Origin of the sequence: Siccirubricoccus phaeus (genome assembly GCF_008360935.1) — a bacterium.
GTDB classification, from domain to species: Bacteria; Pseudomonadota; Alphaproteobacteria; order Acetobacterales; family Acetobacteraceae; genus Siccirubricoccus; species Siccirubricoccus phaeus.
The window spans coordinates 292,223-310,696 of sequence record NZ_SRXO01000006.1; the positions used below are offsets into that span (position 1 = coordinate 292,223).

General features: G+C 71.7%; 14 protein-coding genes and 1 pseudogene. 8 read left to right on the forward strand and 7 right to left on the reverse strand.

The features are described from left to right. The first annotated feature begins 36 nt into the window (after positions 1–36). Complete coding sequence (locus E5N76_RS11365) at positions 37–459, forward strand: DUF1489 family protein (protein ID WP_149537405.1); 423 nt, start codon at positions 37–39, stop codon at positions 457–459. A gap of 33 nt (positions 460–492) precedes the next feature. Here E5N76_RS11365 and E5N76_RS11370 read toward each other — a convergent pair whose 3' ends face one another. Together E5N76_RS11370 and E5N76_RS11375 are read right to left on the reverse strand one after the other, a co-directional pair. Beyond that, complete coding sequence (locus tag E5N76_RS11370) at positions 493–1,470, reverse strand: Bug family tripartite tricarboxylate transporter substrate binding protein (protein ID WP_149537406.1); 978 nt, start codon at positions 1,468–1,470, stop codon at positions 493–495. A gap of 90 nt (positions 1,471–1,560) precedes the next feature. Next, a pseudogene (locus tag E5N76_RS11375) lies at positions 1,561–2,081 on the reverse strand (Uma2 family endonuclease). 351 nt (positions 2,082–2,432) lie between these two features. Here E5N76_RS11375 and ilvD point away from each other — a divergent pair. The 4 genes from ilvD to E5N76_RS11395 all read left to right on the forward strand — a co-directional run bounded on the left by ilvD (position 2,433) and on the right by E5N76_RS11395 (position 8,659). After that, complete coding sequence (gene ilvD / locus E5N76_RS11380; protein WP_149537407.1) at positions 2,433–4,151, forward strand: dihydroxy-acid dehydratase; 1,719 nt, start codon at positions 2,433–2,435, stop codon at positions 4,149–4,151. A gap of 189 nt (positions 4,152–4,340) precedes the next feature. Further along, positions 4,341–6,242, forward strand: a complete 1,902-nt coding sequence (locus tag E5N76_RS11385) for an alpha/beta hydrolase domain-containing protein (RefSeq protein ID WP_187830108.1) — start codon at positions 4,341–4,343, stop codon at positions 6,240–6,242. Positions 6,243–6,656: 414 nt separating this feature from the next. Beyond that, complete coding sequence (locus tag E5N76_RS11390) at positions 6,657–7,772, forward strand: GSCFA domain-containing protein (RefSeq protein ID WP_207791947.1); 1,116 nt, start codon at positions 6,657–6,659, stop codon at positions 7,770–7,772. Next, positions 7,772–8,659, forward strand: a complete 888-nt coding sequence (locus E5N76_RS11395) for a WcbI family polysaccharide biosynthesis putative acetyltransferase (protein WP_149537409.1) — start codon at positions 7,772–7,774, stop codon at positions 8,657–8,659. The genes E5N76_RS11390 and E5N76_RS11395 overlap by 1 nt, the downstream gene beginning before the upstream one ends. Before the next feature lie 131 nt (positions 8,660–8,790). Here the strand turns inward: E5N76_RS11395 and E5N76_RS11400 are convergent, their stop codons facing one another. Together E5N76_RS11400 and E5N76_RS11405 are read right to left on the reverse strand one after the other, a co-directional pair. After that, positions 8,791–9,906, reverse strand: a complete 1,116-nt coding sequence (locus E5N76_RS11400) for an LLM class flavin-dependent oxidoreductase (RefSeq protein WP_149537410.1) — start codon at positions 9,904–9,906, stop codon at positions 8,791–8,793. Positions 9,907–9,938: 32 nt separating this feature from the next. After that, positions 9,939–10,730, reverse strand: a complete 792-nt coding sequence (locus E5N76_RS11405; RefSeq protein ID WP_149537411.1) for a shikimate dehydrogenase family protein — start codon at positions 10,728–10,730, stop codon at positions 9,939–9,941. An 83-nt stretch (positions 10,731–10,813) separates the two neighbouring features. Here E5N76_RS11405 and E5N76_RS11410 point away from each other — a divergent pair, with 83 nt between their 5' ends. Then, positions 10,814–11,506 carry an RraA family protein gene (locus E5N76_RS11410; protein ID WP_149537412.1) on the forward strand — a complete coding sequence of 231 codons (693 nt, stop codon included), beginning with the start codon at positions 10,814–10,816 and terminating at the stop codon, positions 11,504–11,506. A gap of 93 nt (positions 11,507–11,599) precedes the next feature. On the opposite strand, the gene E5N76_RS11415 is transcribed toward E5N76_RS11410, so the two are convergent. Beyond that, a complete protein-coding gene (locus tag E5N76_RS11415) occupies positions 11,600–14,647 on the reverse strand; it encodes an acetoacetate--CoA ligase (RefSeq protein ID WP_207791948.1) in 3,048 nt (1,015 codons plus the stop codon). Between the two features lie 256 nt (positions 14,648–14,903). Here E5N76_RS11415 and E5N76_RS11420 point away from each other — a divergent pair, with 256 nt between their 5' ends. Beyond that, entirely contained in the window at positions 14,904–15,767 is an 864-nt protein-coding gene (locus E5N76_RS11420; protein WP_149537414.1) for a 4'-phosphopantetheinyl transferase family protein, read from the forward strand. Here the strand turns inward: E5N76_RS11420 and E5N76_RS11425 are convergent. After that, complete coding sequence (locus tag E5N76_RS11425) at positions 15,736–16,704, reverse strand: Bug family tripartite tricarboxylate transporter substrate binding protein (protein WP_187830109.1); 969 nt, start codon at positions 16,702–16,704, stop codon at positions 15,736–15,738. The two genes, E5N76_RS11420 and E5N76_RS11425, sit on opposite strands and share 32 nt — an antisense overlap. A gap of 329 nt (positions 16,705–17,033) precedes the next feature. On the opposite strand from E5N76_RS11425, the gene E5N76_RS11430 reads away from it, so the two are divergent. Further along, a complete protein-coding gene (locus E5N76_RS11430; protein WP_149537416.1) occupies positions 17,034–17,990 on the forward strand; it encodes a Bug family tripartite tricarboxylate transporter substrate binding protein in 957 nt (318 codons plus the stop codon). A 204-nt stretch (positions 17,991–18,194) separates the two neighbouring features. Here the strand turns inward: E5N76_RS11430 and E5N76_RS11435 are convergent. After that, on the reverse strand, positions 18,195–18,474 hold a 280-nt coding region (locus E5N76_RS11435), incomplete at its 5' end, for an integrase core domain-containing protein (RefSeq protein WP_149537417.1).

The window sequence follows — 18,474 nt, forward strand, 5'->3', positions numbered from 1 at the left end:
GCTTGCGCCGCGATGCGGCCGGGGTAGAGGTGGGGGGTGCTGCACCTCATCAAGCTTTCCGTCGGGCCGAAGGATATCGGCCAGTTGCGCGCCATCCAGCAACGCCGCCTGGCGGAGGAGCCGCCGTTGCGACACCGCACCAGGATGTTCCCCCGCAGGGCGGCGGAGCTGGTGGCGGGGGGCTCGATCTATTGGGTGGTGGCCGGTTTCGTGCAGGTGCGGCAGCTTCTGCTGGAGGTGCGGGAGGACACGCTGGAGGACGGCTCCGCCTGCGCCGGGCTGGTGCTGGACCCAACCCTGGTGCCGGTGGCGGCCAGGCCGGTGAAGCCCTTCCAGGGGTGGCGGTACCTGGCGCCGGAGGCGGCGCCGCCGGACCTGGCGGACCTGGCCAGGGCCGAAGGGGAGGGGGAGCTGCCGGAGAAGCTGCGGGCGGAATTGCGGGCGCTGGGGCTGCTGTAGGACATTCGAGAGGGCTTTGCCCTCCGCGCGGCTTCAGCCCGGCGCCGCACCGCTGAGCTTCACCAGGTTGCGCATGATCGGCTCCTGCCGCCGCGCATAGCCGGCGAACTCCTCGGGCCCCATCAGCCAGGGCGTCGCGCCATTGTCGGTGAAGGTCTTCACCAGCTCCGGCCGCCGCAGCGCCTGGTGGGAGAGCTCCGCCATGCGCAGCACCTGTTCCGGCGGCAGGCCCACCGGGGCGATCATGCCGTTCCAGCTCGTCAGGTCGAAGCCCGGCAGGTATTCCGACAGCGCCGGCACCTCGGGCAGGGAGGGGCTGCGCTCGGGGCTCGTCACCGCCAGGGCCCGCACCTTGCCGTCCCGCACCGCGCCGATCGGGCCGGCGAGATTGTCGAACATGACATGCACCTGGCCGGCCAGCAGATCCACCAGCGCCGGCGCGCCGCCGCGATACTGGACGAAGGGCATGTCCGTCCGCGTCATCAGCTTGAACATCTCGCCGCAGAGATGCGGCGTGGTGCCGGCGCCGCCCGTGGCGTAATTGTACTTGCCGGGATTGGCCTGCAGCAGCGCCACCAGCTCCGGCACCGTGCGCGCCGGCAGGTCGATGTTCACGAAAAGCAGGTTGGGCTGCAGGTAGAGCCCGGTGATGTGGCTGTAGTCGCGCCCCGGGTCGTAGGGCAGGCCGGGGAAGAGCGAGGGCGCGATCGCCAGGTTGGCGACGCCGCCGAGGCCGACCGTATAGCCATCCGCCCGGGCTTTCGCGATGGCGTCGCTGCCCACCGTGCCGCCGGCGCCGGTGCGGTTCTCGACGACGAATTGCTGGCCGGTGATGGCCGTCATCGCCTGGCAGAAGGCGCGGGACAGGATGTCGTTGGCGCCGCCCGCGGCGTAGAGGTTGATGTAGCGGACGGTCTGGCGCGGCCAGTCGGCGGGGTGGGCGCGGGCAAGGGCCGGTATGGCGAGGCCGGCAGCCAGCAACGGCCGGCGCCGCAGGGCGGCGTAGGGCATGGCGTTTCTCTCCCTGGGCGGCTCTGCGGCCGCTTGCCGCACTCTGCCGTGAAGCGGCGGCGCGATGCCAGAGTCTTGTGCGCCGAAGTCCTATGCGCCGAACAGGGCCTCGACACCGAGGGTGAGGCCCGGCGGGTCGAGCCGCAATTCGCCGGCGGAGAGCAGCGCGGTGTCGATCCCGGCCGAGGCGTTGCGCCGATGGTGGACCAGCACGCGGCGATCGGTGCGGACCATCAGATAATGCTGCACGGAGGGGAGACGGAAGTAATCCGTCAGCTTGGCGCCGGCATCGACCGCCCGGGTGCGGGGGGACAGCACCTCCACCACCACCACCGGGTTCGGGGCGGCGATGGCGTCATCCTCCATGGGCGGGCCGCAATTCACCATTGCGTCGGGCTCATAGGCGGTGTCGTCGTCGATCTCGACAGTCGCGTCATCCGGCAGGGCAGGCCGGCAGTGGCGATGGCATCGGCCAGGGCGCGCCAGATGGCGGCCTTGGCGCGGAGATGCGCCCCGTGCTCCGGCGACATCGCCACCACCCGCCCGGCGACCAGCTCGTACCGCCCGCGCGGCTGCTCCGCGGCCCAGCGGTAGAATTTTGCGCGGCTCATCCGGGGGGCGGGGTGAAGCCAGCCTGATCCATGCCGCGAATATAGCCCCCAGCCTTCCCAAACACCCCCCGAAAAACTAAAGGGTTCCAAGGCCTGCCAGGGAAGGGGTCTCGGGTCGGGCCAACGGGTCTTTTCTGCGCCGGTCCGCCGGCGGGCCTGCCAGGGCGATCCGCCCTGGCGACGCCCGCCTTCTGCCCGGCCCGGAACATCCCCTGCCGCCCCGCCGCCTCACCCCTTCCCTGGCAGGAAGAAGGGCCCTTCGGCCCTTGACGGGAGGGTTTCGGGGAAGGCAGCGCCCTCCCCGAAGGAGAGGCCCCGGGGCCAATGGGCGTCCCGGATTGGAGGAACGCAATGACCGCATGGGACAAGTCGACGCTGCCGAGCCGCCATGTGACGGTGGGCCCGGAGCGCGCCCCGCACCGTAGCTATTACTATGCCATGGGCCTGACCGAGGCGGAGATCGACCAGCCCTTCGTCGGCGTCGCGACCTGCTGGAACGAGGCCGCGCCCTGCAATATCGACCTCTCGCGCCAGGCGCAGAGCGTGAAGAAGGGCGTCAAGGAAGCCCTCGGCACGCCGCGCGAATTCACCACCATCACCGTCACCGACGGCATCGCGATGGGCCATCAGGGGATGAAGTCGTCCCTCGCCAGCCGCGACGCCATCGCCGACACGGTCGAGCTGACGGTGCGCGGCCATTGCTATGACGCGCTGGTGGGGCTTGCCGGCTGCGACAAGTCGCTGCCCGGCATGATGATGGCGATGCTGCGCCTGAACGTCCCCGCCGTCTTCATGTATGGCGGCTCCATCCTGCCCGGGAAGTTCAAGGGCAAGGATGTCACCGTGGTGGATGTGTTCGAGGCGGTGGGCCAGCACGCGGCCGGCAACCTCTCGGACGAGGATCTGCACGCGCTGGAATGCGTCGCCTGCCCCTCGGCCGGCGCCTGCGGTGGGCAGTTCACCGCCAACACCATGGCCACCGTCTCCGAGGCGATCGGCCTGGCGCTGCCGGGCTCGGCCGGCACGCCGGCGCCCTATGAGGAGCGCGACCGCTGGGCCTTCGAGAGCGGCCGCGCGGTGATGGAGCTGGTGAAGAAGAACCTCCGCCCGCGCGACATCGTCACCCGCAAGGCGCTGGAGAATGCCGCGGTCGTGGTCGGCGCCACCGGCGGCTCCACCAATGCGGGCCTCCATCTGCCGGCCATTGCGCATGAGGCGGGCATCCGCTTCACCATGGACGACGTGGTGGAGATCATGCGCCGCACCCCCTACATCGCCGACCTGAAGCCCGGCGGAAAATACGTCGCCTATGACGTGTACAAGGTCGGCGGCATCCCGGTGATCATCAAGGCGCTGCTGGATGCCGGCCTGCTGCATGGCGACTGCATGACGGTCACCGGCAGGACCCTGGCGGAGAACCACAAGGACGTGGTCTTCCCGAAGGACCAGGACGTGATCTACCCGGTCAGCCAGGCCCTGTCGAAGACCGGCGGCGTGGTCGGCCTTAAGGGCAACCTGGCGCCCGAGGGCGGCATCGTGAAGATCGCAGGCATGAAGACGCTGCGCTTCGAGGGCACCGCGCTCTGCTTCGATTGCGAGGAGGATGCCTTCAAGGCGGTGGAGGACCGCGCCTACAAGCCGGGCGACGTCATCGTCATCCGCTACGAGGGGCCGAAGGGCGGCCCAGGCATGCGGGAGATGCTCTCCACCACCGCCGCCATCTACGGCCAGGGCATGGGCGAGAGCGTGGCGCTGATCACCGATGGTCGGTTCAGCGGCGCGACGCGCGGCTTCTGCATCGGCCATGTCGGGCCGGAGGCGGCGGTGGGCGGCCCCATCGCCCTGCTGCAGAATGGCGACAAAATCGTGATCGACGCCGAGAAGGGCACGATCGACATGCTGGTCTCCGATGAGGAGCTGGCGAAGCGCAAGGCCGCCTGGAAGCCCCGCAAGACGGACTACAACAGCGGCGCGCTCTACAAATACGCGCAGCTTGTCGGGCCCGCCTATCTCGGCGCCGTCACCCATCCGGGTGCCGCGGCCGAGACCCATTGCTACGCGGATCAGTGATCCCCATGACGTTGCTGCGCAACGCCATGGGGACCCCGGGAGTCGCTCCCGGATAAGAGCCTCGCACAGCCTGCCGCGGCGAAGCCGCGGCAGGGCAACGGGCGGCGCGGTTCTGGGCGCCGTCCATCGGACTGGGTGCTGGTCCTGTCCCCCGGCCCGTCCTAGCCTTCGGGCGGGGAGGGACCGGAGATGACGCAAGGGCCAGGCATCCACGCCTTCGAACTCACCGCCGCCGAAAGCTTCGCCGCCGGCCAGGATTTCGGCGCCGGCCCCTATCAGCGCCTCGCCGGCCTCGCCCGCGGCGCGCTGGACCCCGCCGATCCGCGCAATGCCGGCATCGCCGACCTCGACATCGCGCCGCGCAACGCCGCCGGGCTGATCCCCTATGCGACGGAGGTGGTGATCCTCCGCCCCGCCGATACCGCCCGCGCCAATGGCCGCCTGCTCCATGACGTGACCAATCGCGGGCGGAAGATGCTCTTCGCCGGCGTCTATGAGGGCCATGCCGTGCCGCCCGCCGAGCAGAACGGGCTGCGCAGCGCCGCCGCCGCCGGCAATGCCATCCCGCTGCGCCAGGGCACCACGCTGATCTGGTCCGGCTGGGACCCGGAAGCGCCCCGCGCCAATGAGGGGCTGCGGATCGAGCTGCCCCTGCTGGAGGGCATCACTGGCCTGGTGCGGGACGAATTCATCTTCGGCACCCGCATCAATCCGGCGGACCGCCCGACCGCCCCGCTCAGCTACCCCGTCGCCGATCCGGATCCGGCCCGCGCCCGCCTGACCGTCCGCCGCACCCGCGACGCGGCGCCGGAGGCCGTCACCGCCTGGGAGTATGCCGGTCCGCGCGCCATCCGCCTGCTGCCGGAAGGCACCGCCTTCACCCCCGGCAGCATCTACGACTTCACCTATCCGGCGACCGGCGCCCGCCCGCTCGGCATGGCCTATGCGGCGACGCGCGACCTTCTCGCCTTCCTCCGCCACGCCGAGGTCGGCAACCCGCTGGCGGATCTGCGGCGGCGCCACGCCTATGCCATCGGCATCAGCCAGGCGGGCCGATTCCTGCGGCATTTCCTCGATCTCGGCATGAATGATGCGGGCGAGGGGCGGAAGGTCTTCGACGGCGTGCTCTGCCACATCGCCGGTGCCGGCCGGGTCTTCCTCAATGAACGCTTCGCCCAGCCGGACCATACCGCCTGCCGGCACGAGGACCATCTCTTCCCGGAAGTCTGGTTCCCCATGGCCGCCGCCGCCGCCACCGACCCGCTCTCCGGCCGCACGGACAGGTTGCTGCGCGGCGCGCCCACCGACCCGAAGCTGATGGAGGTGAACACCTCCACCGAATACTGGCAGAAGGGCGCCTCCCTCACCCACACCACGCCGGATGGCGCGGCCGACCTGCCGGAACTGCCCAACCACCGGCAGTATTTCGTCGCCGGCACGAAGCATGCCGGTCGCAGCGGGGCGACGACGGCGCGCGGCAACGCCTTCCATCCCAACAACCCGCATTCCGCCAGCCCGCTGCTGCGGGCCCTGCAGGCGGCGCTGGAAGAGTGGGTGGAGCGCGGCATCGCGCCGCCGGCAAGCCGCGTGCCGCGCCTCGCCGAGGGCACGCTGCTGCCGGCCGAGGCGGTGCTGGAGGCCTTCCCCGCCATCCCCGGCGCCCGCCGCCCGCGCGGCGCCACGCCGATCGCCCCGGTGACGGATTGGGTTGCCGGCCAGCGCGGCCCGGAGACCGCCTGGCGCCCCCTGGTGCCGGCGGTGGATGCCGACGGCAATGAGCTGGGCGGGGTGCGCCTGCCGGAGATCGCCGTGCCGCGCGGCACCCATACCGGCTGGAACCTCTACGCCGCGCCGGGGCTGGAGGCGGAGCTCTGCGACCGCGAGGGCAGTTTCCTGCCTTTCCCCGCCGATGCCGCCGCCCGCGCCGCGGTGGGCGATCCGCGCCGCTCCCTCGCCGAGCGCTACGTCGCCCCCGGTGCCTATGTCGCTGCCATCCGCGCCGCCGCCGAGGCGCTGGCGGCGGAGCGCCTGCTGCTGGAAGAGGATGTGCCGGGCTTCGTCGCGGCGGCGGAGGCCCGGGGGACGGGCTGATGCCGGCGGCCGGCGGGTCCGGCGGCATCGCGCCGGGCGTCCGTCGCCGGCCAGACCTGGCCGGAATCCCAGGCGGCGGCCGCCCGCCGCGGCAACAGCATGCCGGCGAGTCTGCGCCGGGCCGGCAAGGGCCGGAGCCTTTGGCAGGGCCGGAGTCGGGCTGAGGCCGCCGGGCGAAGAAGCTTCCACCCGGAAGGCGGCTCGGCGGCCGATCTCCGGCCGCTGCATCGCTCCGCATCCGCCCGGACCCTGCACCGGTGCCAGGGGCCGGGAGCGGGAGCCCATCGCTCCGCATCCGGGCGCCAGGCCGCCAATCCGACCGGAGTCGGACCGACCATCCCCGCCGCTTTACCCACCCTTGCATCCTCCCCACCTGCCCCGGCAGAACATCCCCACAACCGGCAGGCGAGCAGCGTGACCAATCCCTATCGTGGCCGACCCGATTACACCTTCTGGCGCCAGGCCGTGGCGGGACAGGCGGCATCGGGCGTCGATCCCGTCACCGCCGTGCCCTTCACCCTCTCGCCCGGCGACCCGATCGCGACGGCCGGAAGCTGCTTCGCCCAGCACCTCTCCCGCACCCTGAAAGCCGCCGGCTTCAATTGGCTGGAGACGGAACGCTTCACCGGCGCCGCCGGCACGGTGGATGAGGGCTACGGCATCTTCCCCGCCCGCTTCGGCAATCTCTACACCGCCCGCGCCCTGCGCCAGCTCTTCGACCGCGCCTATGGCCAGTACCGGCCCAAGGCCCGGGCCTGGCAGACCGCCGCCGGCGCCTGGCTGGACCCCTTCCGCCCGCGCATCCAGCAGGGCGGCTTCCCCAGCCTGGAGGCGCTGGAGGAGGACCGCCGCCGCCACCTGGCCGCCACCCGCCGCATGTTCGAGGGCTGCGCCGTCTTCATCTTCACCCTGGGCCTGACGGAGGGCTGGGTCAGCGCCGAGGACGGCGCCGCCGTGCCCCTCGCCCCCGGCGTGGTGGGGGCGCAGGAGAAGGAGGAGGCCTGGCGCTTCCACAATGCCGGCTTCGCCGAGACGCTGGAGCAGATGGAGGCCTTCCTCGCCGGGCTGCGGCTGGTGAATCCCAGGGCGCGAGTGATGCTCACCGTCTCCCCCGTGCCCTTGATCGCCACCTATGAGGACCGGCATGTGCTGGTCTCCACCATCGCCAGCAAATCCATCCTGCGGGCGGTGGCGGAGGAGCTGACCCGGCGCGATCCGGGCATCGCCTATTTTCCGAGTTATGAGATCGTCACCGGGCCGCAAACCGGCGGGCGCTACTACGCCGAGGATCTGCGGGAAGTGACCCCGGAGGGGGTGGAGTTCGTCATGTCCGTCTTTCGTCGCCACTACCTCTCCGGCGCGCCCGCCGCCCCCCGGGCCGAACCGGCGCCCGCGGCCGCCGCGCCCGCGAGCCCGCCGCTGGCCGCCGTCTCCGCGGAGGAGGTGGCGCGCTACCAGGCGCTCACCGGCATCCTCTGCGATGAGGAGGCGATCGTCTCGCCGGCCGTCTTCCCGCAGGGTCGGGCCTGATGCGCATCGCCGTTCTGGGCGGTTGCCAGGCGCATGGCGTAGCGCATGGGCTGCTGGCCCTGCTGCCGGAGGCGGAGGTGGAAAGCTTCGAGGCGGTGGTGATCCGCCATCACGGCCAGGAGGCCGAGGTGGCCGCCGCCCTCTCCGGCTATGATCTGGTCTTCACCCAGGATCTCGATCCCGAATTCGGCCCGCTGGGCACGGCGGCGCTACAGGCGGCGCATCCCCGGCTGCGTCGCTTCCCGCTGATCGCCTTCACCGGCTACCAGCCGGATCTGGTCTATCTGAAGAAGGGCGGGGATGTGCGCTACTCCCCGATCGGCGCCTATCACTCCGCCATCGTCGCCGGCGCCTACAGCCTCGGCGTGCCGGAGGCCGATGTGGCGCAGCTCTTCAACCGGCTGGTCTATCAGCGCCTCGGCTATTTCGACGCCTTCGGCAAGGCGCGCACCCTGCTGCTGCGGATGGCGCAGGAGAGCTACGGGCTGGATCTGACGGCGGAGTTCGCGCGCTGGCATGCGCGCGGCTGCTTCATGCATACGAACAACCACCCGAAGGCGGTGGCGCTGGCCGGCATGGCCACGGTGCTGGCGATCGCCGCGGGGCTGGTGCCGGAGGGGACGCCGGCGCCGGAGCTGATCTTCGACCATCTGGCGATCGATACCATCTGGCCGGTCTATCCGGAGCTGGCGGAGCCGCTCGGCGTGCCGGGCAGCCTGCTGTTCAAGCGGCTCAACCGGGGGATCGGAGCCGGGGCCAATTCGCAGATCATCGGCCTGCCCCGGCTGATCCGCGAGAGCTATGCGATGTATCCCGACATGCCGCCGGAATACTTCACCATCGAGGAAGCCGGGCCGCTGCGGGAGAAGCTGGCGGAGATTCTGTAGGATTGAGGGGAAAGCTCTGCTCCCCCCACACATGCGTTCTGGAGCCGACGGTCGAGACGCCAGACTCAAGGTTTCCAAAGGCCCTTCGGCCTTTGGCGGGGAGAGTTTGAGAGGGGCAACGCCCCTCTCAACTATTCGGCTGCCTTGGCGCCGCTCGCCGCCACATGCTGGCGAAAGCGCGGCATCACCTCCTCCGCCAGCCTTCGCATCGTCTCTTGCTCCCAGGCCGCGTTCGGCCCGCTCCAGTCCAGCCCCGCCATCAGCAGGTGGTCGAAGGGCCCGACCCGCTCGCGCAGCGCAACGAGCTTGTCCAGCACCGTCCCCGGCGCGCCGCAGATGACGCAATCCTCGATGATCGCCTCCAGCGTCACCGCCTCGTCCGGCGTCTCGGCGGAGGGCTTCAGCGTCGCCAATTGCCCGGCGCGGCGGGCCAGGCTGGAGAGGTAGTGGAAGTAGTAGCGGTTGGCGCCGTCGGGGTGGAACATCCGCTCCCGCGCCTCGGCGTCGCTGGCCGCGATGCAGAAATTCCGCGCCACCCGCCAAGGGGCATGGGGATGCGCGGCGGGCTTGCCCGCGAGCGCCGCCTGCATGGTGCGCCAATGCCCTTCCACCACCCGCTCCGCCACGAAATTGGCGGAGAGCACCTGCCAACCGCGCTGCACGGCGAGCTTCACCCCGAAGCTGTCGATGCTGCGCGCCGTCACCGCGATGGGCGGGTGCGGGTGCTGGAAGGGCTTCGGCATGGTGCCGACGCCGAAGGCCGGGATGACGGCCTCGGTGATTTTCGTGGTCCAGGTCGCGCCCGGGATGTCATAGGGCGGGTCCTGCGCCCAGATCGCCAGGATGGTGTCGATCGCCTCCACCATGCGCTTGCCGCGCAGCGCCGGGTCGGTGTTGCCGAACAGCTCCCAATCCGAGGCGAGGCCGCCCGGGCCGATGCCGAGGATCAGGCGGCCGCCGGTCATCTGGTCGAATTGCGCCGCCTCCGCCGCGACCATGGCGGGGTGGTGGTTCGGCAGGTTGATGACGCCGGTGCCGAAGATCAGCTTCGTCCGCGGCGCCAGGCCGGCCATGAACATCAGCGGCGAGGCGATGGGCTCGGAGGAGGCGGAGAAATGCTCGCCGATCCACAGCTCCTGGAAGCCGAGGCGGTCGGCCAGCAGGGATTTCTCGGTATCCTCCGCCAGGGTCTCCGCCATCGGGCGTTCCGGCGGGTGCAGCGGCATCATGAAGAGGCCGAGGCGCATTCACGTTCCTCCTTGCGTCTGGTCCGAGGGTATCAGCGGCCGAGCAGGAAATCGACGATCAGCTCTCGCGCCGCGTCGAACATCGCGACGCCGGTGGAGATGCGGCAGCCCCTGGCGCGGGCGGCGGCGAGCAGCGGCGTCACCTCCGGCACCGTGATCACGTCGCCGACGAAGGCGGTGGGGGCGAGGCGGGCGGCGTCCAGGGGCAGGGGGTCCTCGGCGCGCATGCCGGCGGGGGTGGCGTTCACCGCCAAATCGTAGCCGGTGGGGTCGGCGCTGCCGGCGCGCACCCGCTCCCCGAAACGCGCGTGCAGCCGGGCCAGCAGCGCATCGCGCCGCGCTGCATCGGCATCGTGCAGCGCCAGCTCGGCAAGGCCCGCCTCCAGCAGCGCCAGGGCAATGGCGGTGCCGGCGCCGCCGGCGCCCACCTGCAGCGCGCGCTTGCCTTGCGGCTGGAAGCCGCCGGCCTGGATGGCGCCGAGGAAACCCAGCCCATCCGTCATGTCGCCATGCCAGCCGCCGGGCGTGCGCCGCATGATATTGACCGAGCCGAGGAACTCCGCCCGTTCCGTCACCGTGGCGCAGAGCCGCCGCGCGGTGAATTTATGCGGCACCGTGACGACGATGCCGTCCAGGTTCCGCGCCAGGGCAAGCCCGGCGAGGCAGGGCTCCACCTCCGCCGCCGTGACATGCAGCGGCACCAGCACGGCGTTGCGGCCGCGCGCCGCGAAGCCCCGGGTGAGGCCGGCGGGCGACTTCACCTGGGTGATCGGGTCGCCGATGACGACATAGAGGCGCGTGGCGCCGTCCAGATGGTCCAGCATGGCGTTCCTCCCTTTGCCCCCAGGCTTGCAGCTTCGGCGCGGCTTGACCACCCTGGGGCGACTCTTTCGGGGAAGGAAACGCCATGCTGCACAACCCGCCGCTGCTCACCCTCCATCGCGGCCATCGCCGCCCCGCCGCCGCGCTGATCGAGGCCTTCCGCGGCGCGCAGACCTCCCACCTGGCGGATGCCATGGATGGGCGGGGCGCGGTGGATTACCGGATCAAGCCGCTGGACCCGGAGAACGCCGTCTTCGTCGGCCCGGCGCTGACCGCGCATGCCTACCCTGCCGATACCGTCGGCATGTTCGGCGCGCTGGCGGAGGCGCAGCCGGGCGATGTGCTGATGGTGAGCAATGACTGCTTCACCGGCACCGCGCTGATCGGCGACCTGGCGGCGGGGATGATGCGGAACAAGGGCTGCGCCGCCTTCGTCACGGATGGGCTGGCGCGCGACAAGGCGGGCATCCTCGCCAGCCGCCTGCCGGTGTTCGCCGCGGGCGTCAGCCCGAATTCGCCGGCGCGCAACGGGCCGGGCGTGGTCGGGCTGCCGGTGATGCTGGGCGGGGTCTTCGTGCGGCCGGGCGACATCGTGGTGGGGGATGCGGATTCCGTCGTGGTGGTGCCGCTGGAAAGGGCGGAGCAGGTGCTGGCCGCGCTGGCCGAGATCCGCGCGGCGGAGGCCAAGGCCGAGCAGCGGGTGCGGGACGGCGCCACGATGAATCCGGGCATGGAGCCGATCATCGCCGCCGCCCGGATCGTCCAGGGACCGGCCTAGTGTCCTGCCCGCGAAGTTCGCCGGATTTCCAGCGAACGCAGCGGACGCCCCCGGGGCCCATGGCGCCGCGCCGGCGGCGCCATGGGAAGAAGCCTAGAACATTTCGGCCGTCCGCAGCGCTGCCTCCAGCAGCGTCGCCAGGGTGGTCGCCCCCGGTTCCCTGATGATGGAAAGGTGGTCGCCCGGCACCGGCAGCACGGTGAGCTGGCCGCAGACCAGGCGCCGCCAGATGGGTTGCGGGTCGCAGGTTTCCGGCCGCTGCTCCGTCGCGCGGAACAGCGTGGCGTCGCCGCGATAGGGGCGGGGGCGGTAGGCGGCGCTGGCCTCCCGCACCGCTTCATGGATGCGGCGCAGCGTGAGCGGCAGCTCCGACTGCTCCGGCGCCGCTGCGGCCGGGGCGGCGCGGCCCAGGCGGAGGCGCAAACTGGTGCCCGCGGCGGCCAGGCGGCGCGCCAGATGCCGCCGCCGCTCCGCCGGCGGCTGCGCCCGGACCTGCCGCAGCTCATGCGCCAGCTTGTGGCCGGCGAAGCCCAGCCGGGCGCGCCAGTCGAGGCAGGCGGGATCCAGCTCCGGATCGATCAGGCCGAGGAAGGCGACCTTCTCCCCCGCCGCCTCGAGCCGCCGCGCCATCTCGAAGGCGACGAGCCCGCCATAGGAATAGCCGGCCAGCAGGTAGGGACCCTGCGGCTGCACCTGGCGCAGCAGGCCGAGATACTCCGCCGCCGCGTCCTCCACCCGGCGATGCGGCTGCTCGCCCACCTCCAGGCCGCGCGCCTGGATGCCGAGGATGCGGCGCCGGCCGCCGAGATGCCGGCGTACCGCCCAGAGCTCCAGGAAGGTGCCGGCCAGGCTGTGGATCAGCACCAGGGGGGGCGTCAGTTCGCCGTCCTTCAGCACCACCAGGCGGGAATCGAGCGTCCAGGACGGGTCCTGCAGGATGGCGGTGAGGCTCGCGATGGTCGGGGCGTGCAGCAGCACGGTCAGCGGCAGCTCCCGCCCCGTCGCCGCGCGCAGCTCCGAGAGCATGCGGGCGGCGAGCAGGGAATGGCCGCCGAGATCGAAGAAATTGTCGTCCCGCCCGATCGGGGCGAAATGCAGCAATTGCTCCCAGAGGGCGGTGAGCCAGGCCTCGATCGCCTCGGCCGAGGCCTGGCCGTCCGCGCCGCGCCGCAGCGCCGGCGGGCCGTCCGTCCCGGGGCGCAGCGCCGGGTGGTCCCGCAGCGCGGCGAGGCAGTCCGGATTCGCCAGGGCGGCGGCGTTGCGTGGCGCGCGGCCATTCACCGCGTCGCTCGCCGCGGCCTCCGACCGCTTGCCGCTATGCGTCACCGGCAGGGCGGGCACCTGCAGGATGAGGTCCGGCACATGCGCGGCGGAGGCGCGGTGCGCCAGCTCCCGCCGCAGCCGCGCCATCAGGGCGGCATCCAGGGTGAGGCCGGGCCGCAGGACGAGGAGGAGCACCACGCGGTGCTGCTCCGGCGTCTCGCCCTCCTGCTGCACCGCCATGGCCTCGCGGATCTCCGGCAGGTCCTGCAGCACGCGGTAGATGTCGGCAGGGCCGACCTTGATGCCGCGGACATTCAGCACGCCATCCACCCGCCCATGCAGGCGGCAGCCGCCGGCGGCGGAGAATTCCACCAGGTCGCCATGGGTCCAGAAGCCCGGGTTGCGGGCGAAATAGGCGGCGTGGAAGCGCGACCCGTCCGCATCGCCATGGAAGCCGAGCGGGCGGGACGGGAAGGGGTTGGCGCAGACCAGCTCGCCGACGGCGCCGGGCCGCGTCGCCGTCGCCTCGCCGGAAGGCAGCATGGCGCGGACATCGAGGCCGAGGCTGCGGCATTGCGCCTCGCCGGCCCGTACCGGCAGGGTCGGGTTGCCGAGCACGAAGCAGCCGAGGATGTCCGTGCCGCCGGAGATGGATTGCACCGGCACCGGCTTCACCGCGCGGCTGACCCAATGGAATTGCTGGTCGTACAGGATCGAGCCGGTGGAGAGGACGGCGCGCAGCTTGCCGAGGTCGAAAAGCCGGCCCGGCTCGAGCCCGGCCTCCTCGCCCATGCGCAGATAGGGCGGGCTGGTGCCGAAGACCGTCACGCCCTCCTCCGCCACGATGCGCCAGAGCGCCGCGGGGTCATGCACCGGGCCGTCATGCAGCAGGATGGCGGCGCCGCTGGCCAGGGCCGAAAGCTGCCAATTCCACATCATCCAGGCGCAGGAGGTCTGGAAGAAGAGCAGGTCGCCCGGGCCCAGGTCGCAATGGAGCTGATGCTCCTTCGCATGCTCCAGCAGCGTGCCGCCGGCGCCGTGGATGATGCATTTCGGCGCGCCGGTGGTGCCGGAGGAGAACATGATGAAGAGCGGGTGGTTGAAGGGCAGGCGGGGCCAGGGCAGGTGCCGCGCCGGCTGCGTGGGCAGGTCCGCGAGGCGGAGCAGCGGCGGCAGCTCCCTTGCCTCCAGCTCGCCCGCGTCCAGCAGCAGCAGGCCCTGCAGCGAGGGCAGGCCGGCGGCGACCTGCGCCACCCGCCCGGCCAGCGGCATCAGCACGTCATGCGGCTGCGGCGCGGCATGGGCGATGAGCAGGCGCGGCTGCAGCGGCGCGAAGCGGGCCAGGATCATCTCCGCGCTCAGCTCCGGGGAGGCGGAGGCGAAGCTGGCGCCGAGCGCCGTGACCGCCAGCGCCGCGATCGCCGCCTCCGCCGTGTTGCGGGCGATGGCGACGACGGTGTCGCCGACGCCGAGGCCGCGCTCCGCCAGCGCCTCGGCCAGGGCGGCGACGCGCGCTGCCAGCGCCGCGCGGCTGAGGCAGAGGCGGCCGCCATCGGCGGTGCGGCCGATGAGGGCGAGGCTCTCCGGCGTGGCGCGGCCGCCGGCGCGCAGCAGGTTCTCCGCGTAATTCAGGCGAAGGCGCGGGAAGAACAGGCTGTCCTCCACGCCGATGCCGATGCGGACCGGCGTGCTGTCGCCCTCCACCTCCAGGCCGCACCACCGCAGCGCCGCCTCCCAGAACACGTCGTTGCGGCGCAGGGCGAAGTCCGACAGGGCGGCGAAATCCGGCAGGCGGATGCGCTGCTCCTGCTCCAGCCGGCGGGTGAAGCGGCTGAGAGCGGAATCGGCGATGGCGGCGCTGGTGGGGCTGTACTGCAACCTGGCCGAGGTTGAGGGCGCGGCGTCGGTAGAAGCGCCGACCAGGAGAGTGGCCTGAGCCTGCATGGCATTTCCCATCGCGTGATGACGACGGAGCCGACTGGCCGTTCGCCAGCCGGCCCGGTGGCAACTCTGCGGAACGCGACCGCCGCGGGATAACCCCAAGAACTCGTGTAGCGTTCTACGTTTGCGTGAAGCTTCGGTGTGACGCAGCATTGCGTCAATGCCGCAGCAGGCCGGCGGATGAACTGGAACAATGACGACGGCGACGGCACAAGTATTCGACCGGACGGATGTTACGGTGTTCTGGTGCGTGCTGCCGGCGGCGGCGGCCGAGGCGGAGCTTGGGCTGCTGGCGCGCGGGCTGCCGCGGGGGGAACAGGTGCGGGCGGCACGGTTCCGCCGCCGGGAGGATCGGCAAGGCCATCTCGCGGCGCAGGCGCTGCTGCGCTTCGCCTTGCGGAAGACGCTCGGCGCGCGGCATGCGCGGCTGCTGCGCGACGCGGATGGGCGGGCAGTGCTGGAGGATGGCGCGGCCGCGCTCAGCCTGAGCCATGCGGAAGGGCTGGTCGCCTGCGCCGTGGCGCGCGGCGCGGCGGTGGGAGTCGATGTGGAGTCGCTCGCCGCCTGCGCGGCGCATCGGCCGGAACAGCTCGACGCCGTGCTGCCGGCGGCGGAGCGCGCCATGCTCGCGGCGGCGGCGCCGGGGCAGCGGGCGGCGCTGCTCGCCCGGCTCTGGACACAGCGGGAAGCGATAGGGAAGGCGCTCGGCACCGGCCTCGCCGCGCCGGAATTGCGGGGCCGCGCGCTGCGGGTGGCGCCGGCGGGATGCGGGCCGGACCCGGGGCTGGAGGAGGGCTGGGAGCTGCGCTGCTTCGCGCCGGTGCCGACGCATTGCGGGGCGGTTGCGCTGCGCCGCGCCGGCGGGGCGGCGGCGCCCGGCGGCTGGAGCTGGCATGAGGTGAGCTGGGCGGCGCTGCTGCGCGCCCCGGGAGGCCTGGGCTGGTGGCCCTGGCGCGGGCCTGCTGCCGTCGCGCATGGCGGGAGCGTCCGCCGCCAGGGGCGTCCGTGGGATTGCTCCGTCTCGCCTACTCGATGCGGATGCCCGCCTGGCGGATGACCGCCGCGTAGCGCTCCGCATCCTGCCGCAGCAGGGCGGCGGCGTGGGCGCTGCTGCCATTGCCCGGGATGAAGCCGGCGGCCTCGATGCGCGGGCGCAGCACCGGCTCCGCCAGCGCCGCGCCCACCGCCGCCGCCCAGCGCTCCCGGACCGGGGCCGGCAGGCCGGGCGGGCCCATCAGCATGTACCAAACATTGGCGTCGAAGCCGGGGAAGCCGGATTCGGCGACGGTCGGCAGGTCCGGCAGCCAGGAGATGCGCTCCGGCATGGTGGTGGCCAGCGCCCGCACCCGCTCCCCGCGGATATGCGGCAGGTAGGTGGGGAAGGTGTCGATGGCGAGGTCGATGCGCCCGGCGAGGATCTCGTTCACCGCCTGGCCGGTGCCGCGGAAGGGCACATGCGTCATGCGGATGCCGGCGGCGGCGGACAGCAGCTCGGCCGCCAGGTGCTGCTGGGTGGCGACGCCGGAGGAGGCGTAGTTCAGCCCCCCCGGATCGGCCTTCGCGGCAGCGATCAGCCCGGCCAGGTCGCGCGCCGGGGAGGTGGTGGGGACCACCGCCACCAGCGGCACCGTGGCGGCGAGCGCGATGGGCGTCTGGTCCTTGTAGATGTCGAAGGGCGGCGGCGTCATCAGCGGCGGCACCACGGCGGAGGCGCTGACGGTGGTCATGTAGACCGTATGGCCGTCCGGTGCCGCGCGGGTACCGGCTAGGGCGGCGAGGGTGCCGCTGGCGCCCGGCCGGTTCTCCACCGCGATGGGCTGGCCGAGCGCCTGCTGCAGCGCCGGCGCCAGCAGCCGGGCGATGATGTCCGTGCCGCCGCCCGGGGCGAAGCCGACCAGCATCGTCACGGGCCGGCTGGGCGACCAGCTTTCCTCGGCGCGGGCAAGGGCGGGGGCGGCGAGGGCGGCGGTGAGCAGCAGGCGGCGCGTGGTCATGGGCGTTCCTCCGGGCGTTGTCCCGATGACTAGAGCAAGATGCGGCCAGGCGGAATCACCCAACCGATCTTCGCCTTGAAAAGAAGAACAACCAGAGCCGTTTAGGCCGCCCGGGCGGGCCCGCCGGCGAGGCGGCGGAGCAGGTGGCGCTGCAGGGTCCCGCGGGGCATGGCGGGCGGGGCCCATTCCGCGGGCACCCCTTGCCCCTTGCCTGGTCAGATCGCGCATGGCTGCGTGGAATTTCGGCTTGCTGCCGGTGGGAAGCCGGTTGCTGCGTCGCAGCATGGCGGGCAGGCTTCCCCGATCCTCGATTGCCGGGAGCCATCGCCATGCGTCTGGTCCTCCTCCTCGCTGCCCTGCTGCTGCCGGGGCTTGCCGCGGCGCAGAGCATCACCCGCGATGTCCGCCTCATCGTGCCCTATGCGCCGGGCGGCACGGTGGATCTGCTGGCCCGCATCCTGGCGGATGGGCTGGGGCCGGCGCTGGGCGGCCGCAACGTGGTGGTGGAGAATCGCAGCGGCGCCGGCACCTTCATCGCCATGCAGGCGGTGGCGAATGCGCCGGCGGATGGCCATACGCTCTCGCTGGCGTCCAACGGCGTGCTCTCCACCGCCCCGGTGCTGCCGGGCATGCAGATGCCCATCGACCCGGACCGCACCCTGCTGCCGCTGGCGAACCTGATCCGCGTGCCGATGGTGCTGGTGGGCAAGCCGGATGCGCCCTTCACCACGCTTCAGGGCCTGATCGACTACGCCAAGGCCAATCCGGGCAGGCTGAATATCGGCCAGTCGGGCCTCGGCGGCGCCACCCATCTGCTGGCGGCGCGGCTGATGCATGCGGCCGGGATCGCCATGGAGATGATCCAGTATCGCGGCGGCACGCCGGCGCTGCTCGACATCATCGCCGGCAATGCCGATCTCTATTTCAGCCTGCTGCCGGAATCCCTGCCGCATATCCAGGGCGGGCGGCTGCGCCCCATCGCCTTCACCACGGAGGAGCGGAATCCCGTCCTGCCCGAGGTGCCGCTGGCGAAGGAGACGCTGCCGGGCTTCACCGGCGATGTCGGCTATGGGGTGGTGATGGCGGCGGGGACCCCGCCTGCCTGGGTCGCCTTCTGGAATGCCGAGATCAACAAGGTGATGCAGCGGCCGGAGGTGCGGGCCCGCATGGAGGGGCTGCACTGGATTCTGGTGAATGGCTCGCCCGAGGCCTATCGCGAGGCGCTGGCGGAGGAGCGGCGGATCTGGGGCGCCGTCATCGCCGCTGCGAAGATCACGGCTGGTTAGCATTTTCAACTCCGGCGGAATCGCCGGACGTCTCGGAAAATGCGGCCAAACGAAGGGCTGGAGCGGTTCGCCGAGCGCAGCCGAGGCGAAACCGGCCCAGTGTCCCGACTCCAAAGTCCTCCGGACTTCGTTCTCGGGCCACTAGAGCGTGATCGGTTGAGGTCGAATCGACCGAAACCGTGAATCACGCGACCGAACAATGAGCTAGGTGTTTGGTCCCGGGATGAGGTGGTGCGGTTTGATTTTGAAGATGGTGGGGTCCTTGGTCCAGGCGTCGCAGACGGCCTGGAAGGGGGTTCGCCATCGGAGTGCCTTGAGGTGTTTGGCGAAGTTGTAGGCGGTGATGAAGGCCAGGATGTGGGCTTTGAGGGTGCTGAGGTCGGGGTAATGGAAAGCCTTGATGGTGGCGTCCTTGACCGTGCGGTTCATCCGCTCGGCCTGACCGTTGGTCCAAGGATGGTAGGGCTTGGTCAGCCGATGTTGG